Raw genomic sequence first — 17,961 nt, 5'->3', positions numbered from 1 at the left:
TGGCGAGCAGTCGACTTCCAGCACCCACCACTGCAATCGCGCTGCTTGCACTTGGCGTTCGGGACTAGCAGGGGCTGGCATGGCTGCGAAGCGGCTCAACGGACAGGCGCAAGGAGCCTCTATCGGACACGAAGCCAGATCGAGTGAAGTGTCTCGAAACCTGCGCGCCTCATAACCCATGGGATTCGAGACAGAGGAGACCGCCATGTTCGAACGTCGAGCATCAGGTGACTTGTCTCGTATCTGGACCTGTCTCGCATCCGTAGGGTTACGAGACAACTTGTGTCGGTACCAATCGGCGTCGAGCGTTGATTCGCTCTGGGGCAGAGCACGCGGTGAGGGGGAGCACGGCGGTGGGCAGTGCGAGGACTTCGAGGATGAGGATGATTATTCGACTACGACCGTGTAGGCGTCGTGCGATTCGGCCCAGTCGGTAGCCGCCGTGACCATCGCTTCTTGGTCGCTGGTGCCTGCTAGCTCGGTCCCGCCGGATTCGTCGACGGAGGAGATCGTGTCCCAGACACCGCCCCCGTAGACGATATCGACGGTGCGACCAAGCTCGTCCGCGTACGAGCTTGCGACCTCAGGCATGCTTCTTATGCCCGCCATGGGCGCAAACTCGTCGTCGGTCTGTGCCTGAGCCGCGCCGGGCGCCGCATCAGCGGCTATCTGGTCGATAACTGGCTGCGGGAGAGGCCGACCGGGGGTCACGATGACGGTGCCATCGTGAAGAGTGATGTCGCGGGGAGCGTTCCTCGTGAGCACCTGCTTCTCGAACTCGGAGAGCTTGCCGTCCCCGTTCGAGTCCCCTTCGATTGGCGCGGAGGCCGTGGCAGTCGCTTGCGGGGTCGGGGCGGTGTCGGGCAGAAGCGAGGCGCCCCCAGTGGTACAGCTGGTGAGCAAGGCGAGCGCGATCAGGCCTGAAGCGGCTGCTGTGGCGGTGCGGATGGTGGTCGCTCGATGGTCCCCCTCTAGTTGTAGTTCGAGGATGGCATGGACTGCGGCGAATCGGATACCCACCCCTTGGACGAGCGGGTCGAACACGTGCTCGCCCGAATAGTCACGGCCGGGTTGGGTCTCTCCCAACCAAGATGTGTCGAAACCATGGGTTACGTGACGCAGCTAGTCAGCGTCCCATGCCCGTTTTGGTGGGGAGTTGGAGTATGCCCACAGCACCATACTCATCATGAACGCAAGAACGCCACTCCCCATCAAGGCCATCGCGGGCACTACCAGGTACGGACTGAAAGTGCTCATTTTCTCCGGCATTGAATATATCCAGAGTCCGCATGAGAACCCAGTGGCGGAGACGAGCAGTGAGGTTGGGCCGAACGGCAGGAAATGGCAGAGGACTCCGCGTGGTGGGGTTTCGGTGTTTGCTAAGCGGTTGTTCATGTGCTGGGCGAGAAGCCACCAAGTGAATATTGCCGGGATGAGGGTCAATGAGATAGCGAGGACGAGCCAGAACACAACTGAACCAACGGGAGACTCCACTGGATCCACCGAATCACTACCCTCCTCGTGCCATCGCACTATGTGCAAACCTTGGCTGAGCGTACACATGAGTCATTTGGCCCGAGCACGAACTAAGACGAGATGTCTCGTATCTTATGTGCCTCGTATCCCATGGGATACAAGACGCTGTTTACCCGCTCTGAGCCAACGCAAATAACCAGGTCGATGCGCCAAATAGCGATCACAGAACGCCGCCACATAGCGCCGAAAATCACAGACAGGTGGCCGCGATCACCGTTTCCGCTAAATGTGTCGTTTTTCGCACTCGACTGCACTGGTCTTCATGCTCGTCTGCACAACTGCAGATGGTGGTGCAGGTTGATGCGGCACATAGCGATCACGCAAAGTCGCCCGATGGCGCTGACAGTCACAAGCTACCGCGAGCACGATGAAACAAGGTTCGGCTATGTGTTGGAAACGATGGGTGGATCAGGTTCTTCGAGCGGCTTGCCCGTGGAGCGCGCGTAGTAGGCCCATGGAAACCACATCGTGCCTATTCGATGCCAACCTTCGCCTTCGAGGCTGTGGCGACTGGATCCGAATGCGGCGACTCGTTGGTGCTCCCATTGCTCATTTGCTTGAACGACGTCGTGGAAATACATTCCGTACCCGATGGAATGCCACCCCATGCGACCAGCTTCGTTTAGCACGTCCATCTCGTTGAATGCCGTCAGGCGATAGAGCCGACGTTCCTCATCAGAGACAGGCTTGTCTTTGCTGTCAACAACCCGCCCGAATCGCTGCTGAGCTGCTTGCCGGCTCATGCCTAGCCGCTGCCCTATCCGCTCCCAACTCACGCCAGCCTGACGAGCTGATGTGACTGCTAAGTACAAGAGCCGAGACGCTTCCTCGGCGCTTCGGGATGTCAGGTCAATAAGGTCCAAATAGGAGTCAGGTTCGTGCTCCAGCCGCCCCGCCAAGGTTGGGTCTACTGCTGCAATGGCCTCCGACAAAGAGCGGCGCAGGATGTCGCCGGCACTCTCCAACTCTTGGCTCATTGGTCACGCTCGGACTTGGCACGAGCAAGCACCAAAGCCAGGGAGGCACCAGTAGCGGCAAGCAACACGGCGGCGATGACGATCAGGGCGATCTTGATCGCAATGGGAGCAATGAAAAGCGTGGAAAGTGCGATGCCAACGGAAGCAAGCGCAAGCACAATGGGTGTCACTGCTGCCGATGAATTGAAACCTGAATTTTCGCGAGACATGTGTCTATCATAGATAGACCACTGCCTTTGTCAACTGCGACTTGACATGGTTTGCACGATCGGTAGGCTTCAGCCATGACACGTCACGAGCGTCCCGAGTCCGAAGCTAATCAAGCGAGAAACAGCGCGGTATATTTCGGCGGGGCTCTCATCCCATTCGGGTTCGCGATACTCACCTTGGGACGTGCGTCAGAATGGTTCGAGTACGGGTTCGGCGTTGTCCTCCTCGGAGTGGCAGTCACGCTTGCCTACGAGGGAATTGTTCGGCTCCGTCGTATTTCTTAGTCGAAGTCAAGACGCTGCTAAGGGCTAGATCCTGTCCAACTGGGCCACACGCCAGCTTGACGTCAGATAGTGCCGCGAAACCCGGCTAGTTGAAGTCGAATACGCCTGTGACTGTTAGCGCTTCGTGGCGGCGTTCTTTGATCGCTATTTGGCGCTATCGCCGCGCAGGCGCTTCCTAATCCGGTATGAGACCCAGCGCACGCGCCCGGCGAGGACCACCCATCTAGTCTGGCAAGGTGATGATGCTAACGCCTGCAGCTGCCCGAGTATTCTGGCTTGCGCTCCTGGAGAATGCAGCGCGGCTCATCGTCGACGCGGACGCACTCTTTCCGTCACAGCGTGCCCAAGCATTGGTTGTTCTTGCTCAGGAAGAAGTGGGTAAAGCGGTCTGGGTTTATAAGGCGTTCTGGGACGCGTGGAAAGACAGTGAAGAGACGCAACACGAGGTGCCCGAGCTGCGCAAGCTGGGGGTAGATCACGTCGCGAAGCATATACAGGCGAATGACTTCTTGACCGCGATGGTCGACGTCCCCGGCTTCTCGGATTCCGTGGACATCGAAATCGCGAGGGAACATGCCCCCGATGCGCTGCGTACCTATCTTGCGTCTCTCGCTCAGGAGGACAACGACGCCAAGAAGAAGGCCTTCTACGTCGATATGAAACCAGACGGTTCGTTCACCGTCCCTCACGAGATCGACCGGCCTTTCCTAAGATTCGACATATACCGGGTTGCTGACATGATCCATTGGTTTTGCGCCGAGGACCAGCTTGGAGCCAGCGTCAGCAGCACGCCGCGATCCCCGACCCGACACATCGAGGTCATGTTAGAGCCGGTCTTGGCTAAGGGCTCGGACGGCTGAATCCCAATACGAAGGTAAGTTGTCTCTCCCTCACGAGTGCAACTCGATTTGTTCCGCGCCTCGCGAATACCGACGCAGTCGGGCGTTCTAGCCGGTGTCTCATAACCCAGTTGTCGCGTAACCCATGGGATACGAGACGCAGGAGACCGCTTCTGATGACGCGAGGGCCCCAAAATCCCCGCACGTGATCAACCACCGTTTGTGGGCGCCTTTTGAAGCACTCCGACAGTTCTGTACCAAGTCGGGGATCGGGGATGACCGGTCAGGGCGATGTCCACGAGAATGGGCGTGTGCTGATGAAACAGGTAGTAGCGACTGACATCGATGAGCTTCGCGACTTTCTTGGCGAAGTGGATCTGACTCTGTCCGGTCTCGACGCCCCCTCTGTGAGGCTCTGGACCGAGCGGGATCCGGACGGCTCGATTGTTGGCAGCACCGGCTACGAGTTGAGTCCAGATGGCGCGCACGTCCTAATTCGTAGCGTCGCCGTCACTCCCGGGCGTCGCGCGGCCGGTGCAGGGTCACGACTTGCGATGTTCGCTATGTCAGATGCTGCTCGCTGCGGTGCCAGTCAAGCGTGGCTGTTCTCGCGCCGGTCAGGCCCGTTCTGGCAGAAGCTCGGCTTCGAGTCTGCAGACCGGTACGAAATGGCGGCGGTCCTTGCGCAAACCCATCAGGTTCGACTATTCACGGGGACTGGGCAACTACACCAAGAGGTCGCGTGGTCACGCCAGCTTGAGGATCTGGCTCACTGACGAAGTACTGTCGCGGGAGAAGTGACTAGCCAGGCGTATTCAAGCCGAGCCGCAGAGCATGCCGCAGAGTGTTCTGATCGCATGCGGCTCATGTTTTTGACCGTCCGCTTGTACGCACGTTTTCAGGACATCGGCTAGTTAGGCAGCAGATCCCTCGTCTCACCAGTTAGATGAGGCCATGGATGCTCAGTATCGCTTTTCAGGGGACGTCGCGGAGATCGACCGAGAATGGGTTCATCAATCGATCAGTGAGCAGTCATATTGGGCGCCCGGGCGCTCTCGATCCCGGCAGGACGCCGCGATAGAAGGCTCACGCAACTTCGGTGTCTACGACAGTGCTTCGAAAAAGCAGATCGCCTACGCGCGGATGGTTACGGATGGAGTGACATTCGCATGGCTCTGCGATGTTTTCGTAGACCCGGGGGTTCGCGGCCGAGGCATTGGAGCGATGCTGATTGCCGGAATTGTCGACCACTGCCGCCCTCTCGGGTTGCGCCGTATCGCACTCTCCACTGACGACGCACATGGTTTATACGCAAAGTTCGGGTTCGCCCCACTGGCCCTCACCGGGGCCTGGATGGAGCGCCTCGATCAGCCGAACTCGTAGTTCATCAGTTCTGCATGGGCGTAGAGGCGACGTACGACGAAACTCTGATTTGAATTTCAGTCATCTCCATGTGTCTCTTAACCGATGCATCTCGAAACCCATGCGATATGAGGCACGTAGGTTACGAGACACTTCACAGTCGATTTACGTCGCATGAGGAAGACGCCTATCCCGCGATCAAGCTTCCTCCCGGAAGGGTGTCGGCAATGTTCCCGGGCGCATGCGCGCCGAGGAGGGGCCAGACGACGTCGTGGCCTTCGACTTGCAATACCCTTGTGGACCGTTCGCGAGGAACAACGCTTGTCCTTCGGGGCGCCCGGCTTTCGGGTTGTCGATAGCGACGTCGTTCCCTTCTTCGAGCGTGCCGTCCCCGGCGGGAACCATGTAGGCAACAACCTTGGCTCCAGAAGGCAAGGCTTTTGCGTAGTACAAGGGATCCGGACTGCCCGCCCCGTTGAGCTCGACGTAAACGTTGCCGTCATTGCCAGCTGCGAGCTCTCCTGTGACTACGTCGTTGGGGAGCAAGACGAGGACAACGGAGTCGAATACCATGGTCGTTCGTCCCTTCTGTAGCCCCACGACCGTTCCTTCTACGATGACTTGGCTGGCCGCGGCCAGCTCCTGCGGGGAATTAAACGGGTCGTAGTCGGCGGTGAGACTGCCGAAAGCCTTGAGGGTATCGCTGACATGGTAGGACGACTGTGCGAAGTCTTCGTGGGTGACTGGCTGGCTTCCGGGCAGGATGAGCAGGCCGCCCGCTGCGGCCGCCACGCCCCCGAGGAGACCCGCGCCGACAACAACCCCGGCCGCCGACCACAGCAGTGTCTGCCTGCGTCGTTGGGCAGGAGCGGTCGACTGGACGTGGTTCACAAGCTTCGCCCTGAGCGCGTCGCTAAACGTGTTATCGACGTGAAGTTGATTCATGACAAATTTCCTTCCGCTATCGCGCCAGAGTTGGAACTGGCCCCTTCGGTGATTGCTGCTCTCATTCGCCGACGTGCCCGATGCATCCGAGTCTTCGCCGCCCCACGTGTGATGTGGAGGATGGCCGCGGCTGCAGCGAGAGAATGCTCCTCGAAGACGACCAAACTGAGGAGGCGCATGTCTGTTGGGTTCAAACTCCTGAGTGCAAGCGCCGCATGCATGTCGGCGGCGTCCTCCGCAAAGGAGGCCTGGCTCTTATCGATATGGACGGCTTCGCCCCTGGGGAGGGAAAGAAGAAGCTTGGAGTAGCGAAACGCTGCCCGCCTGCTATTGCGGGCGACGTTAGTGGTCGTGACCAATAGCCACGGGAGAACAGTGTTCTCTACCAATCTCACTTTGCTGCGGCGGCGCCACAACTCAAAAAAGGCTGCCGAAAGGATGTCTTCGGCGTCATGCCGGTTTCCCGACAATCCGTAGGCATGTCGGAAGACCCGGTCGCGGTGGCGATCGTAAAGCACACCGAAGGCCTCGCCCTCACCCGCGAGGCTGCGCGCCCACAGCTCGCCATCATCGCGATCGTTGTTTCCCATGCCCTGTATTGTCCGGCAGGATCGAAAAGGTTACAGAAGCCAAGAATTTGAAGGTGCACTCACCTATTGGGCAGTACCACTGTCTCGTAAACCATGGGATACAAGCCGATGACTCCCCGCCGGCAACCAGGTCGATGCGCCAAATAGCGATCACAGAACGTCGCCACATAGCGCCGAAAGTTACAGGGCGTGTTGCCGAGGCGGGGAAGTGGCCGGTAGACGATCCCCTGTCGCACAGGCCTCGGGGCCGCCTACGAATGCGTCGATGAGCTGCTTCGTCTGGGCGTTCCTGGGTGCCTCATAACCAAAAATGAGTAATTACCGTTCACCCAGGAGGTCTGCGACGTAGAGGCATCTCGACCTCAGAAGCGCGGCATCACTACGGTGAATCTGGCTAGCCTCAATAGATCAGACGCGGCGTCGCGGGTCACCGGGACCACCCCTCGTGCCCTTGTGTGCCTCCTCGATAATCCGGACGTTATCCACAACGGTACTTTCGGTCATGAGCAGATCGAGCGAAGTGACGAACAGGCGGGCGATTTCTTCTTGGCTCACATCAGGGCCGGGCACGTCGTCACGAAACGACTGGGCCTGAAGACCGCCCTCGTTCGAGAAGATGATCTCTGCGTCGAAAACGGCACGATATTCGGTCATCTGGCAACTAACGAGATGCCGTCGATGAACACGCTGCACCGTGGTACTAACTCGGCGATCACGCGACGCAACAGATCCCCATCGCGCATCAAGCCATCATTTGATCAGCCTTCGACCGGGTGGGCGAGACGCCTCGCAACCCACGGGTTACAAGACGCTGACTACACGTACCGGACGCGTAGCGGTCCCCTCATTCTGGGTGTGTTGCCGGGCTGGGGGAGTGGCTAGTAGAGGAGCCCTTATCGGACAACCATGACGGTGTGCAACCCCATTACGGTCGGTGTGATCGCGGTCAATTCTCTGGGTGCATGGTGTTCTCACAACGCGAAGTTGATCTTGCAGACGTTTTTGTGCTCCTCGCCGACTCACTAAGTGCGGGCCGCGACGTCGTCGACACCATGGACATCCTCGTCCAGGCCAGCACCGAATTCACCGCGGCGACAGACGCCGGAATTCTTCTAGCCGACAGCGGTGGAGTTCTTCACATTATGGCGTCTTCAAACGAGCGTACGAGCGAGGTCGAAGAGGCCCAGCTTGGTCACGATCAAGGCCCGTGTCTGGACTGCTTCGCTTCCGGGGAACCTGTAGAGATTTCTAATCTCTCCGAAGTATCCGGACGGTGGCCTCAGTTTGTTGCGATTGCCCGGGAGCGGGGATTCGATGCTGCGCATTCTTTCCCATTGCGCTTGCGCGGTGACACGTTCGGGAGCCTTAACCTCTTTAGTTCCACCCGCGAACCGTTCAGTATCCAGGACGCAGCCTTGGCGCTGGCCTTGGCTCAGGTGGCAACGATCAGCCTCGTTCAGCATCAAGCCATTCGCAATCAAGGCACGGTGAACGGTCAATTACAGCAAGCGCTGAAGAGCAGGATACTCATCGAGCAAGCTAAGAGTGTTTTGGCGCAGCGCCACGGGGTGCCCATTGATGCCGCCTTCTCCTTGCTCCGCACCTACGCGCGCACAAGTAGTTCAAAGCTGCACGACATCGCTGATGGTGTCGTGCATCACGGGCTCTCGTTTTAGGTGGAGCGATTGAGACGTCCGCTTGAACGCCCTCGCATGGATTAGAAGTCCAGGGCTGCTTGCCTTGCGGCCGGCACGTCAGTCGGACAGGGGATCGCTCAGCGGCCACCCCCCCCGGTTGAGCAAAACGCGTGGGCTGACGTGGGCGCGGGCCGACCGATAGGCCCGTCCGTATGGCCCTTACCCGTGTCCACTCTCGAGGGTCAAGGCCACCGGTGGTAGTCGGTGCACTCGAGTGGGCGACTTCATTGGCTGCCCCGCCCGCTAATCTTCTGTCACCGTAAACCCCGCCCCGAGCAACGCGGTGTCTCGTGACGACGGACCGACCAAAAGCTCGAACTCGCCCGGTTCCACGACTCGTCGTTCTTTGGCATCCACGATGGTGCACTCGGCGACGTGCAATTCCAACCGCACGCGAACGGTCTCGCCGGGTACCAACTCGACCTGACGGAAGGCCTTGAGTTCCTTATCGGTCCAGCTCACCGAGGTGACGACATCCCGCACGTACACCTGCACTGTCTCCAGTGCCGGGCGGGCGCCGGTGTTGCGCACCGTGATGTGCGCCACGATCGTCTCGGATGCTGTCAGCGCCGTCGCCTCCAGTACGAGGTCCTCGTACTGGACGGTGGTGTAGCTCTGCCCTTCACCGAAGGCCCAGGCGGGTGACTGGGTGAGGTCGGCGTAGCGGTCGCCGTGCTGGCCGCGGATCTGGTTGTAGTACGCCGGCTGCTGCCCGACGTGCCGCACAAAGGAGATCGGCAGGCGCCCGGACGGTTGTACCTCACCGAGGAGAATCTCGGCGAGTGCGCGCCCGCCCTGCATGCCCGGATTCGCCGTCCAAAGCACAGCTGCGGCCCGCTGAACGGAGATTGGCAGCACGAGCGGTTTGGAGGCGAGCAGCACGACGACCACCCGCTTCCCCGTCGCGATTAGCGCGTCTAGAAGGGCGTTCTGTCCACCCATGAGCTCGAGCGTCGCCGTCGACCGCCCCTCACCGACGAGTTCGATCCTGTCGCCGACGACGACCACCACGACATCCGCCTGGTTCGCCGCGGAGACGGCCTCGGCGATAAGTTTCGGGTCGGGGTCGCACGCCAGGACGTGCGGCGGGCGGGGCTGTCCATCCGGGAATGTCGCGCCGATGGGATCCGGCTGCAGAGTAAGGATGTCGGCGCCGCGCGCATAGGTGACTGCCCAGTCATCGGGCGCGATCCGCCGGATTCCGTCGAGCACGGTGGTGATCATTTCGCGCGGCTGCCCGGCGAGCCAACCGACCTGACCCGATCCACCGGCCCAGTCGCCCAGCTGAGTCTGAGCATCGTCGGCCAGCGGCCCCACAACGGCGACCCGGGTCGGGCGAGCAGCCGACAACGGCAGCACTCCGTCGTTTTCCAGCAACACAATCGATCGTCGAGCCACCTCCAGGTTTAGCTGAGCGTGTGCGGCGTTACCGACGATCTCGTCCAGGTCAGCGCGCGGCAACCGGGGGTTCTCGAACAATCCGAGCTCGAACTTGAGGGTGAGGATCCGGGCGACAGCCGGGTCGAACGCGTTCGGGTCGAGGAGACCCTGGTCGACGGCATCCAGCGCGCCTTGGAAGAACTGGGGGGTCGTCATGATCATGTCGTTGCCGGCCCGCACGGCAGCGGCGGCCGCGTGCGCATAGTCGGGCTGCACACGCTGTTCCCAGACCATCCGGCCGACATTGTCCCAGTCGGTGATGAGGGTGCCGGTATAGCCCCATTCGCCCCGGAGGACCTTGCTCAGAAGCCAGTCGTTAATGGTGATGGGCACGCCGTCCATGCTTTGGTAGCCGAGCATGAAGGACCGGCAGCCCGCCTTGGCCACCCGCTCGAACGGCGGCAGGAACCACGAGCGGAGCTTGCGACGAGAGATGTCTGCCTCGCTGGCATCACGCCCTCCCTGCGTCTCTGAGTACCCGGCGAAGTGCTTGGCGGTTGCGAGGATCGCCGTCGGGTCGGCCAGACCGTGTCCCTGATAGCCCCGCACCATCGCCGAGGCCAGCTCGCCGATGAGAAACGGATCCTCGCCGAAAGTCTCGTTCACCCGCCCCCAGCGCAGGTCGCGAGCGATGCACAGCACGGGTGAGAAGGTCCAGTGCACGCCCGTGGCAGCCACCTCGATCGCTGTCGCCCGGGCGACCCGCTCCAGGAGGTCGGCGTTCCAGGACGCCGCCATACCCAGCTGCGTCGGGTAGATCGTCGCGCCCTCCCAGAACGAGTGACCGTGGATGCAGTCCTCAGCGACAAGCAGCGGTATGCGCAGCCGCGTGTCGGCGGCGAGTTCGTTCGCACGCACGATCAGCTCCGGCGAGGTGTGCAGTACCGATCCGACATACTTCGTAAGCACGTGGTCGTCGAGGCCCTGACGGGCGTCGAGTTGGAGCATCTGCCCCACTTTCTCCTCCAGCGACATGCGTGCGAGGAGGTCGGCGACGCGTTCGGGGATCGCGCGTGCGGGATCCTGGTAAAGGCGGGAAGCGGTGAATGTTTCGGAGATGGTCATTTCGGGCCCTCTTGCTTACTCGGTGTCGAAGTCTTGGTCATGGTGCGCACGATGGTCATCGTCTCGTTGATGTCGAGACCCTTCTTTTTCATCGCCCGGGCACGCTCGCCTGCCGAACGCAGGCGTGGGTTGACGTACTCATCGATGCCGAAGTTGATCAGTGACAGTGCGACGCCGAGGATGGCGATGCAGAGTCCAGCCGGGATGTACCACCACCAGAAGTCCGGGAAGGCGCCGTTCTGCTGAGCCCAGAACAGGATCGTTCCCCAGTTCAGGTTGGTGATGGGGATCACGCCGATGAAGGCGAGAGTGGTGAGGCCCAGCACCGCTGCAGTGACGGTGCCGACGAAGCTCGAGGCGATGATCGCCATGAGGTTCGGCAGCATCTCCACGAGGATGATGCGATGCAGCGGCTCACCGTTCGCGCGAGCGGCCTGGATGAAGTCGCGGTTGCGCAGCGACATCGTCTGCGCCCGAAGGACGCGGGCGCCCCAGGCCCAGCCGGTTGCCGCCAGCACGGCGGCGATGAGGATGAGCGGTGGGTTCTCGAACTGGGACGCGACAATAATGATCAGCGGCAGCCCTGGTATGACGAGGAACACGTTCGTGATCGCGGACAGCGACTCGCTGCGCCAGCCCCGGGTGTACCCGGCGACGACGCCCATGACCACGGCGATCGCCGTGCCGATGATACCGGCCAGGAACCCAACGATGAGCACACCGCGGGTGCCGTAGATAATTTGGCTAAGGATGTCCTCCCCCATGTGCGTCGTGCCGAGCAGGTGGGCCCAGGACGGTGCCTGACGTAGCGCCGTGAAGTCCTTCTCCAGCGCGCCGTACGGAGCGAGGACGTCGCCGAGGAGCGCAACCGCGACGAAGACGCCCAGGATGACGAGTCCAGTCAGCGACTTTGGGTTGCGGAACATTGCGAACGACGACGCGAGCTGCGACAGGAACGTCTTTTCCTTGGGCGGAATGCTCGCTGCCGGCGAACGCAATGTCGCCGTTTCGGGGCTGCCGGCGCTTGCCGGTCCGGTGAGGTTTAGCGGGGTTGTCATCTCAGGCCTCCGTCTGGCGTGTGCGGGGATCGAGGATGGCGTAGGCGACGTCTGCGAGGATGTTCGCGCACAGCACCGCCATCGTGATGATGAGGAACACGCCTTGCATTAGCGGGTAGTCCTTCGCAGTGGTCGCGTCCAGCAGCAGCTTGCCGATGCCGGGATAAGAGAACACCATCTCCATCACAATCGTGCCGCCGACGATAAATCCGATGGATAGCGCGAAGCTGGACAGCTGCGGCAGCATCGCATTGCGGGCTGCATAGTTCCAGAGCACGCGACGGTTCGGCATGCCCTTAGCCTGTGCCACGGTGATGTAGTCCTCGTCGAGCACGGTAAGCATCATGTTGCGCATGCCGAGGATCCATCCTCCGAGCGACGCGATGACGATCGTGATCGCCGGCAATGCGCCGTGGGCGATAACTTGGCCAATGAAGTCGGCCGTGAACTCGGGCGACGAGCCTTTGTCGTAAGCGTGCGAGGCGGGAAACCAACCGAGGGTGGACGAGAAGACCGCGATCGCGATCAGTCCGAGCCAGAAGTACGGCACCGTGCTGAAAAAGGTCGAGATCGGCACGATCACATCTGCTTTGCTGCCCCGACGCCAGCCGATCAGGGCGCCAGTTGCGGTGCCGAGCACGAATGACACGATCGTGGCGATCCCGACAAGCCCGAGCGTCCATGGCAGAGCTGAGGAGATGACGTCACCGACGGGGGCGAGGCCGTTGGAGAAGGAGCGTCCGAGGTCGCCGCTGAACAACAGTTGCCAGTAGTCCGAGTACTGCTCCCAGACGCTGCTGTCCTGGTCGAGGCCAAAGAGGATGCGCAGCGACCGCTCGGCTTCCGGGGTGATCTGCCCGGCGTTCCGCTGCATGTACGCGGTGACGGGGTCACCCGCCATCATGCGCGGCAGGAAGAAATTGATGGTGATCGCCGCGAACGCCGTGAACAGGTAGAACGCGGAACGGCTGGCGATGAAGCGGACTGGGATCTTCATGCGACACCGCCCTGGGGGTGGGCCGATGTCGTCGCGAAGTGCTTCTCCGGGTCGGGCGACGCCGATCGGAGCTCCCGGGTGTATTCGTGCTGGGGGCTCAGGATAACGTCGTCGGCTGAACCGTGCTCGACCACGCGACCGTGGTGCAGCACCATAATCTGGTCGCTGAAGTGCCGCGCGGTGGCGAGGTCGTGGGTGATGTAGAGCACACCCAGGCCCTCTTCTCTCTGCAGGTCGGCGAGAAGGTTCAGCACACCGAGGCGGATCGACACGTCCAGCATCGACACCGGTTCATCGGCCACGAGCAGCGACGGCCGGGACGCAAGCGCTCGGGCGATCGCGACTCGTTGGCGTTGTCCGCCGGAAAGCTCGTGCGGGCGGCGGTCGATGACCGAATCCGCGTCCAGGCGTACCCGCTCCAGGAGACGTCTGACCTCTCTCTCGGTTTCGGCTTTGGGGACGACGTTGTCCAGCCGCAGTGGGCGTTCGATGTGGTAGCGGATTGAGTGGTAGGGGTTAAGCGAAGCGAAGGGATCCTGGAAGATCATCCGCAACGTCTGGCGGTAGCTGCGGAGGCCTCGTCCGTGGCGCGGGATCGGCTTGCCGTTCAACAGAACCTCGCCGCTGGTCGGTGTCTCCAGCTGGGTCAGGATCTTCGCGATGGTCGACTTGCCGCTGCCGGACTGGCCGACCAGGGCAATGGTCTCGCGGTCGTGCAGGGTGAAACTGACGTCGTCGAGGGCGAGCATCGACGGTGCTCCGCGCACCCGGTAGCGTTTGGAAACGTTCACAAACTCGAGTGTGGTCATCGGACCAACACTCCCCTCTCGCCGGTTAGGCGGGGAAACGACGCCAGCAGCGTCTTGGTGTACTCATGTTGCGGTTGCTCCCAGAGCTCGCGCGCGGGTGCGAGTTCGATGATCTCTCCGTTGCGCATTACCGCGATGCGGTCGCTGATCTCCAGCAGCAGAGGGAGGTCGTGGGTGATGAAGATCACCGAGAAGCCGAACTCGTGGCGCAGCTGCGAGATCTGGCGCAGGATTTCGCGCTGCACGAGTACATCCAGTGCCGTGGTCGGCTCGTCCATGACCATGAGCTGAGGGCGCAGAGCGAGCGCCATCGCGATCATCACGCGTTGGCGCATGCCGCCGGAGAGCTCGTGCGGATAGGAACGGATGCGCTCGCGCCCCACGGCGACGAGCTCGAGCAGCTCCTCGCACGCGGCGCGGCGTTCGCGCCGGTTGAGGTCGGGACGGTGAACCTGGAACACGTCGTCGAGTTGTGCGCCGATCGTGGTGACAGGGTTGAGCGCGTTCATCGCCCCCTGGAACACCATAGAGATTTTGTCCCAACGGAAGCGTCGCATCTCTTCGATGTCGAGCGCGTTGACATCGATGTCAACACCGGAGGCGTCGTGGAAGGTAACGCTTCCGCTGGTGATAACCGCGGGTGCACGCAACAGGCGCTGCAGGCCGTAGGCAAGGGTGGTCTTGCCGCATCCACTCTCGCCGGCGAGTCCGAGGATCTCGCCGCGCTGCAGTTCGAGGGTGACGTTCTTCACTGCCTCGACGGGCGGATCGACGTCGTACACGATGGAGAAGTCGTGCACGCTGAGCAGGGGGTCTGGCATGGGTTTCGTCGCTTTCGTGAGGGTCGGCGCAGGAGGGTCGGATGCTGTCGCATCCGCCCCTCCTTCGATTCGAACTACTCGGCCGGTGTCAGCTTCGTGAGGATCAGCGGGACGGTGACCTGTACAGGGTCAGCTGTCGCGTACTGATCCTCCTCACTTGGCCAGCCCACGTAATTGCGCGTGTTGTACTCACCCAGCACCGGGTGAGTGCCGACTGGGATTACAGGCACGTCCTCGACGAACACCTTCTGGATCTCTTCAAGCGCTGCGGTGCGCTCCTCGTCGGTTGCCGCGGTCGCGTACGTGTTCAGCAGCTCGGTGGCACGCGGGTTGTCGTATCGACCGAAGTTGTAGTCCACGTTCTCGCCCGTCAGCAACCAGCGTCCGTCCATTGTGTCGGAGTAGAGGTCGTACGGCGTCGTGCCGCTGTCGGTCCAGTGCATGATGGCGTCGAAGTTTCCCGAGCGCTTGTTCGCCCACCACGTGTCGGCGTCCGGCGTGTTCACCTTCGCGTCGGCGCCGAGGGTCTTCGTGACCTGGTCGGCGATGAGGCTAATGCCGGTGACGTAGTCGTTCCAGCCCTGCGGGACCTCGAGGGTGAACGAAACAGGCTCGCCATCGGGGTCGATCAGGGCGTCCTTGGCCCAGGTGTATCCCGCGTCGGTGAGAATCTCGCGAGCGGCCTCGACATCCATGGCGAGTTCTTCGCCCTGGTACTCGGGAGCGATGTACTGCTCGCCGACGGGAGTCGGCAGGCCGGTAACCGACGATAGTTCGGGGCCGGCCTTCTCTCGGGCGATCTCGGTGTGCGCAGCACGGTCGATGACGATGTTGACCGCCTGGCGGAAGGCGAGATCGTTGAACGGCTTCTGCTGGTGGTTGAGGAAGAGGACGTCGGGCGCCATGACGTTCGCGGCCCAGAATTTGTTGTGCTCAGGGTCCTTGTCTACAAACGCGCTCTGCACGTTGGGGATGAACGCCTGCGCCCAGTCGGCATCGCCCTTCGCGAGTGCTGTGGTCAGCGCCGTGTTGTCGTTGTACGAGACGTAGTACAGAGTCGGCACGGCGAGCTCGCCGCCCCAGTAGTCGTCACGGGCCTGCAACGTGACTGACTGGCTGCTGAAGCTGTCCAGCGTGTACGGACCGGTACCGACGGGTTCGGGGTTGGTCTCCGTAGTGGGGTCGGCGATGTCGGCCCAAACGTGCTCAGGGACCATCGGGATGTGCAACACCTGCGCCTGCTTGACGAACTTCGACTCAGCGAAGGTGAGGACCACGTTCTCGCCGTCCTTCACAACGTCAGTCAGCTGCAAGTTGCCCGTGTCCAGCGCGGGAGTGTTTCGGATTAGGTTGAAGGAGAAGACGATGTCATCGGCGGTGAACTCCTCACCGTCGCTCCAGGTCACCCCGGTGCGCGGGGTAACGGTGAGCTGGGTGTAGTCGTCATTCCATTCGACTTTTTCTGCCAGCCAGGGGGTGGTCTCGTTCTCGCCGACGAGGTTCACCATGGCGAGGGGTTCAAAGATGACGTTTTTATAGCCAAGCTTGTTCGCGGACGAATCACCGACCCAGGGGTTATTCGACTCCGTGGCGATGGCGCCGTCTGGCTTCGCGATGGTCAGTGCTGCCCCGGCCTCAGGCTGTGGGCTGGGGGCGGCGCCTCCGGTGCAGCCGGTGAGGGCGAGAGCCGCCACCAGTCCAGCGCCGATAAAGGTTGTTCTAAGCCTCATTGCTTCTCCTTTGTGATACAGCACCGTCATCGGTGCGCTCTTCGCAATTACTTACTTGCTGGTAAGTGATCTTCTGCGTAGGCTACCAACAGGTAGGTAATAATGACAAGTAACAATTCAGACTTCATCGTCGCCGCTGAAGGGGGCACCGTGACACACGATGTCCAGAGCATCTCGCCGCGCACTCGCCCAGCGACGCTGCGTAAGCGCAAGAGGATCCTCGACGCTGCCATCGACATCTTCGGCAACAAGGGCTACGCGAACGGCACCCTTGCCGACATAGCCGACCAGGTGGATCTAACCCACGCCGGAGTGCTTCATCACTTCGGGTCCAAGCAAAATTTGCTGCTTGAGATGCTCACCTACCGCGACCACACAGACGTCGCCGATCTCGACGAGCAGCACATCCCAGGAGGGCCGGACCTGTTCTTGCACCTGGTGCGCACGGCCCTCGTGAACTCGCGCCGCGCTGGTGTGGTGCAGGTCTACACAGTACTTTCGGCCGAGTCCGTCACTGATGATCACCCGGCACGCCCCTACTTCGAGAGTCGGTATTCGACGCTACGAGGCCAAGTCGCCGACGCCTTTCAAGTGTTGTGCTTGCAGGAGGGCGTCACGGAGACTGCGATGATTGGTCCTGCCTCAGCCAGCATTCTCGCCGTAATGGACGGGTTGCAACTGCAATGGCTCCTGCACCCGCAGGAGATCGAACTCGCCGAGGCCAGTGAGTTCGCCATCCGTGCCGTCGTCAACGCGGTGCTTCATCCGGGACCGGAGCTGTCCCAATATTCTCGAGGCTAATTGCCCGGCGATCGAGATGGCCGATGCAAGCCGCGCGAGGTCCGTTAGACCCTACGGCGGAGTATGCCCATGAGCCAATTCTTGTCGTCATCAGGGACACAACCATTTCGCCGTGCAGGATTCTGACGTGTGAGCCGGCTTCGCCTTTCGGCCCGATGCTGCGGTCGATAACCGCGGTGGCCACGGTGATGAGCGTGAGCCTGTGGTGGCGCGCATGTTTCCGCAAAGCCACGAATACTTCGTCCATGGCTGGCTCAGCGCTTTCTACTACAACGCCCTTCGCGTGCTCGATCAGAATTCGGGAGTCAAGGGCGTGTTGCAACTGTGCCGCGATGAGTCCCTTCTCTCTGCTCCTCGCTCCTGCAGTAGCCCAATGGTGCCAACGTCGGCCAAGGCCTGTGCGGCAGCGACATCGGTGGGGGCCAGGTCACCCACGTGGATGCTGAACATCTTCACGGCCCCAAGTTGAGCAGATGCCTACTCGCTGTAGAACTCCCGGAGCACCGCGGCGATCTCCTCGCCCTAAGCGGCCATCGCCCATATTTCCACGTACAGGCGCACGACGGTGGGATCGGTTTGCTGCTGCATGATGGCGGCGTCGAGCCTGATACTGGCATTGTGTGACACGGGCCATTGCTGCCGGCGCCAGGTCAATCCCGGTGGTTTCCCGCATTCACGCCAAGGATCGGTGAAGCACGCGCTGTAGCACGGCCTGCAGGAGGTCCGAGCGGGCGGGAAAATAGTGCTGGAGATGGTCGAATGCTTACATGCGCCGCTGCGGCGAGAATTCGCATCGTTGC

At 61.4% G+C, this 17,961-nt stretch carries 18 protein-coding genes; 5 read left to right on the top strand and 13 right to left on the bottom strand.

Translation table 11 applies throughout. The features are described 5' to 3' along the window. Positions 1-387: 387 nt before the first annotated feature. From E3O57_RS05710 to E3O57_RS05700, 3 genes are all read right to left on the bottom strand, one after another. Positions 388-1,044: a hypothetical protein gene (locus E3O57_RS05710; RefSeq protein ID WP_103479342.1), complete on the bottom strand. Its 657-nt coding sequence runs from the start codon at positions 1,042-1,044 to the stop codon at positions 388-390. Positions 1,045-1,919: 875 nt separating this feature from the next. Further along, positions 1,920-2,513: a hypothetical protein gene (locus E3O57_RS05705; protein ID WP_103479341.1), complete on the bottom strand. Its 594-nt coding sequence runs from the start codon at positions 2,511-2,513 to the stop codon at positions 1,920-1,922. Beyond that, the gene (locus E3O57_RS05700; RefSeq protein WP_133159773.1) at positions 2,510-2,722 is read right to left on the bottom strand and encodes a hypothetical protein; all 213 of its coding nucleotides are present in this window, start codon (positions 2,720-2,722) and stop codon (positions 2,510-2,512) included. Before E3O57_RS05700 ends, E3O57_RS05705 begins: the two co-directional genes overlap by 4 nt. Before the next feature lie 524 nt (positions 2,723-3,246). On the opposite strand from E3O57_RS05700, the gene E3O57_RS05695 reads away from it, so the two are divergent. The 3 genes from E3O57_RS05695 (at position 3,247) to E3O57_RS05685 (ending at position 5,229) form a co-directional block, all read left to right on the top strand. Next, on the top strand, positions 3,247-3,867 hold the full coding sequence (locus E3O57_RS05695) for an AbiV family abortive infection protein (RefSeq protein ID WP_103479340.1): 621 nt from the start codon (positions 3,247-3,249) through the stop codon (positions 3,865-3,867). A gap of 254 nt (positions 3,868-4,121) precedes the next feature. Continuing rightward, positions 4,122-4,622 carry a GNAT family N-acetyltransferase gene (locus E3O57_RS05690; protein ID WP_241990314.1) on the top strand — a complete coding sequence of 167 codons (501 nt, stop codon included), beginning with the start codon at positions 4,122-4,124 and terminating at the stop codon, positions 4,620-4,622. 178 nt (positions 4,623-4,800) lie between these two features. Next, entirely contained in the window at positions 4,801-5,229 is a 429-nt protein-coding gene (locus E3O57_RS05685; RefSeq protein ID WP_103479339.1) for a GNAT family N-acetyltransferase, read from the top strand. Between the two features lie 177 nt (positions 5,230-5,406). Here the strand turns inward: E3O57_RS05685 and E3O57_RS05680 are convergent, their stop codons facing one another. The 3 genes from E3O57_RS05680 to E3O57_RS05670 form a co-directional block, all read right to left on the bottom strand. Continuing rightward, the gene (locus E3O57_RS05680) at positions 5,407-6,153 is read right to left on the bottom strand and encodes a hypothetical protein (protein ID WP_103479338.1); all 747 of its coding nucleotides are present in this window, start codon (positions 6,151-6,153) and stop codon (positions 5,407-5,409) included. Next, positions 6,150-6,743, bottom strand: a complete 594-nt coding sequence (locus E3O57_RS05675) for an RNA polymerase sigma factor (protein WP_103479337.1) — start codon at positions 6,741-6,743, stop codon at positions 6,150-6,152. Before E3O57_RS05675 ends, E3O57_RS05680 begins: the two co-directional genes overlap by 4 nt. A 408-nt stretch (positions 6,744-7,151) precedes the next feature. Further along, positions 7,152-7,397, bottom strand: coding sequence for a hypothetical protein (locus E3O57_RS05670; protein WP_103479336.1), 246 nt, complete (start codon positions 7,395-7,397; stop codon positions 7,152-7,154). 308 nt (positions 7,398-7,705) lie between these two features. Between E3O57_RS05670 and E3O57_RS05665 the strand changes: the two genes are divergently transcribed. Further along, positions 7,706-8,419 (top strand): GAF and ANTAR domain-containing protein, encoded by a 714-nt coding sequence (locus E3O57_RS05665; RefSeq protein ID WP_103479335.1) that lies wholly within the window; start codon positions 7,706-7,708, stop codon positions 8,417-8,419. A 264-nt stretch (positions 8,420-8,683) separates the two neighbouring features. On the opposite strand, the gene E3O57_RS05660 is transcribed toward E3O57_RS05665, so the two are convergent. The 6 genes from E3O57_RS05660 to E3O57_RS05635 form a co-directional block, all read right to left on the bottom strand. Further along, positions 8,684-10,945 carry a glycoside hydrolase family 3 N-terminal domain-containing protein gene (locus tag E3O57_RS05660; protein ID WP_103479334.1) on the bottom strand — a complete coding sequence of 754 codons (2,262 nt, stop codon included), beginning with the start codon at positions 10,943-10,945 and terminating at the stop codon, positions 8,684-8,686. Continuing rightward, positions 10,942-12,003 carry an ABC transporter permease gene (locus E3O57_RS05655; protein WP_103479333.1) on the bottom strand — a complete coding sequence of 354 codons (1,062 nt, stop codon included), beginning with the start codon at positions 12,001-12,003 and terminating at the stop codon, positions 10,942-10,944. Before E3O57_RS05655 ends, E3O57_RS05660 begins: the two co-directional genes overlap by 4 nt. A gap of 1 nt (position 12,004) precedes the next feature. Continuing rightward, positions 12,005-13,000, bottom strand: a complete 996-nt coding sequence (locus E3O57_RS05650; protein ID WP_103461488.1) for an ABC transporter permease — start codon at positions 12,998-13,000, stop codon at positions 12,005-12,007. After that, positions 12,997-13,809: an ABC transporter ATP-binding protein gene (locus E3O57_RS05645; RefSeq protein ID WP_103479332.1), complete on the bottom strand. Its 813-nt coding sequence runs from the start codon at positions 13,807-13,809 to the stop codon at positions 12,997-12,999. Before E3O57_RS05645 ends, E3O57_RS05650 begins: the two co-directional genes overlap by 4 nt. After that, the gene (locus E3O57_RS05640) at positions 13,806-14,630 is read right to left on the bottom strand and encodes an ABC transporter ATP-binding protein (protein ID WP_103461486.1); all 825 of its coding nucleotides are present in this window, start codon (positions 14,628-14,630) and stop codon (positions 13,806-13,808) included. The genes E3O57_RS05645 and E3O57_RS05640 overlap by 4 nt, the downstream gene beginning before the upstream one ends. 74 nt (positions 14,631-14,704) lie before the next feature. Further along, on the bottom strand, positions 14,705-16,360 hold the full coding sequence (locus E3O57_RS05635) for an ABC transporter substrate-binding protein (protein WP_103461485.1): 1,656 nt from the start codon (positions 16,358-16,360) through the stop codon (positions 14,705-14,707). Positions 16,361-16,462: 102 nt separating this feature from the next. On the opposite strand from E3O57_RS05635, the gene E3O57_RS05630 reads away from it, so the two are divergent. After that, entirely contained in the window at positions 16,463-17,161 is a 699-nt protein-coding gene (locus tag E3O57_RS05630) for a TetR/AcrR family transcriptional regulator (protein WP_103461484.1), read from the top strand. Here E3O57_RS05630 and E3O57_RS19220 read toward each other — a convergent pair. Further along, the gene (locus E3O57_RS19220) at positions 17,109-17,483 is read right to left on the bottom strand and encodes an ANTAR domain-containing protein (protein ID WP_165787937.1); all 375 of its coding nucleotides are present in this window, start codon (positions 17,481-17,483) and stop codon (positions 17,109-17,111) included. The two genes, E3O57_RS05630 and E3O57_RS19220, sit on opposite strands and share 53 nt — an antisense overlap. Between the last annotated feature and the right edge of the window lie 478 nt (positions 17,484-17,961).

It is taken from the genome of Cryobacterium sp. TMN-39-2 (assembly GCF_004402745.1).
In the GTDB taxonomy this organism is placed as follows: Bacteria; Actinomycetota; Actinomycetes; order Actinomycetales; family Microbacteriaceae; genus Cryobacterium; species Cryobacterium zongtaii.
This window is presented reverse-complemented; position numbering and strand designations above follow the sequence as displayed.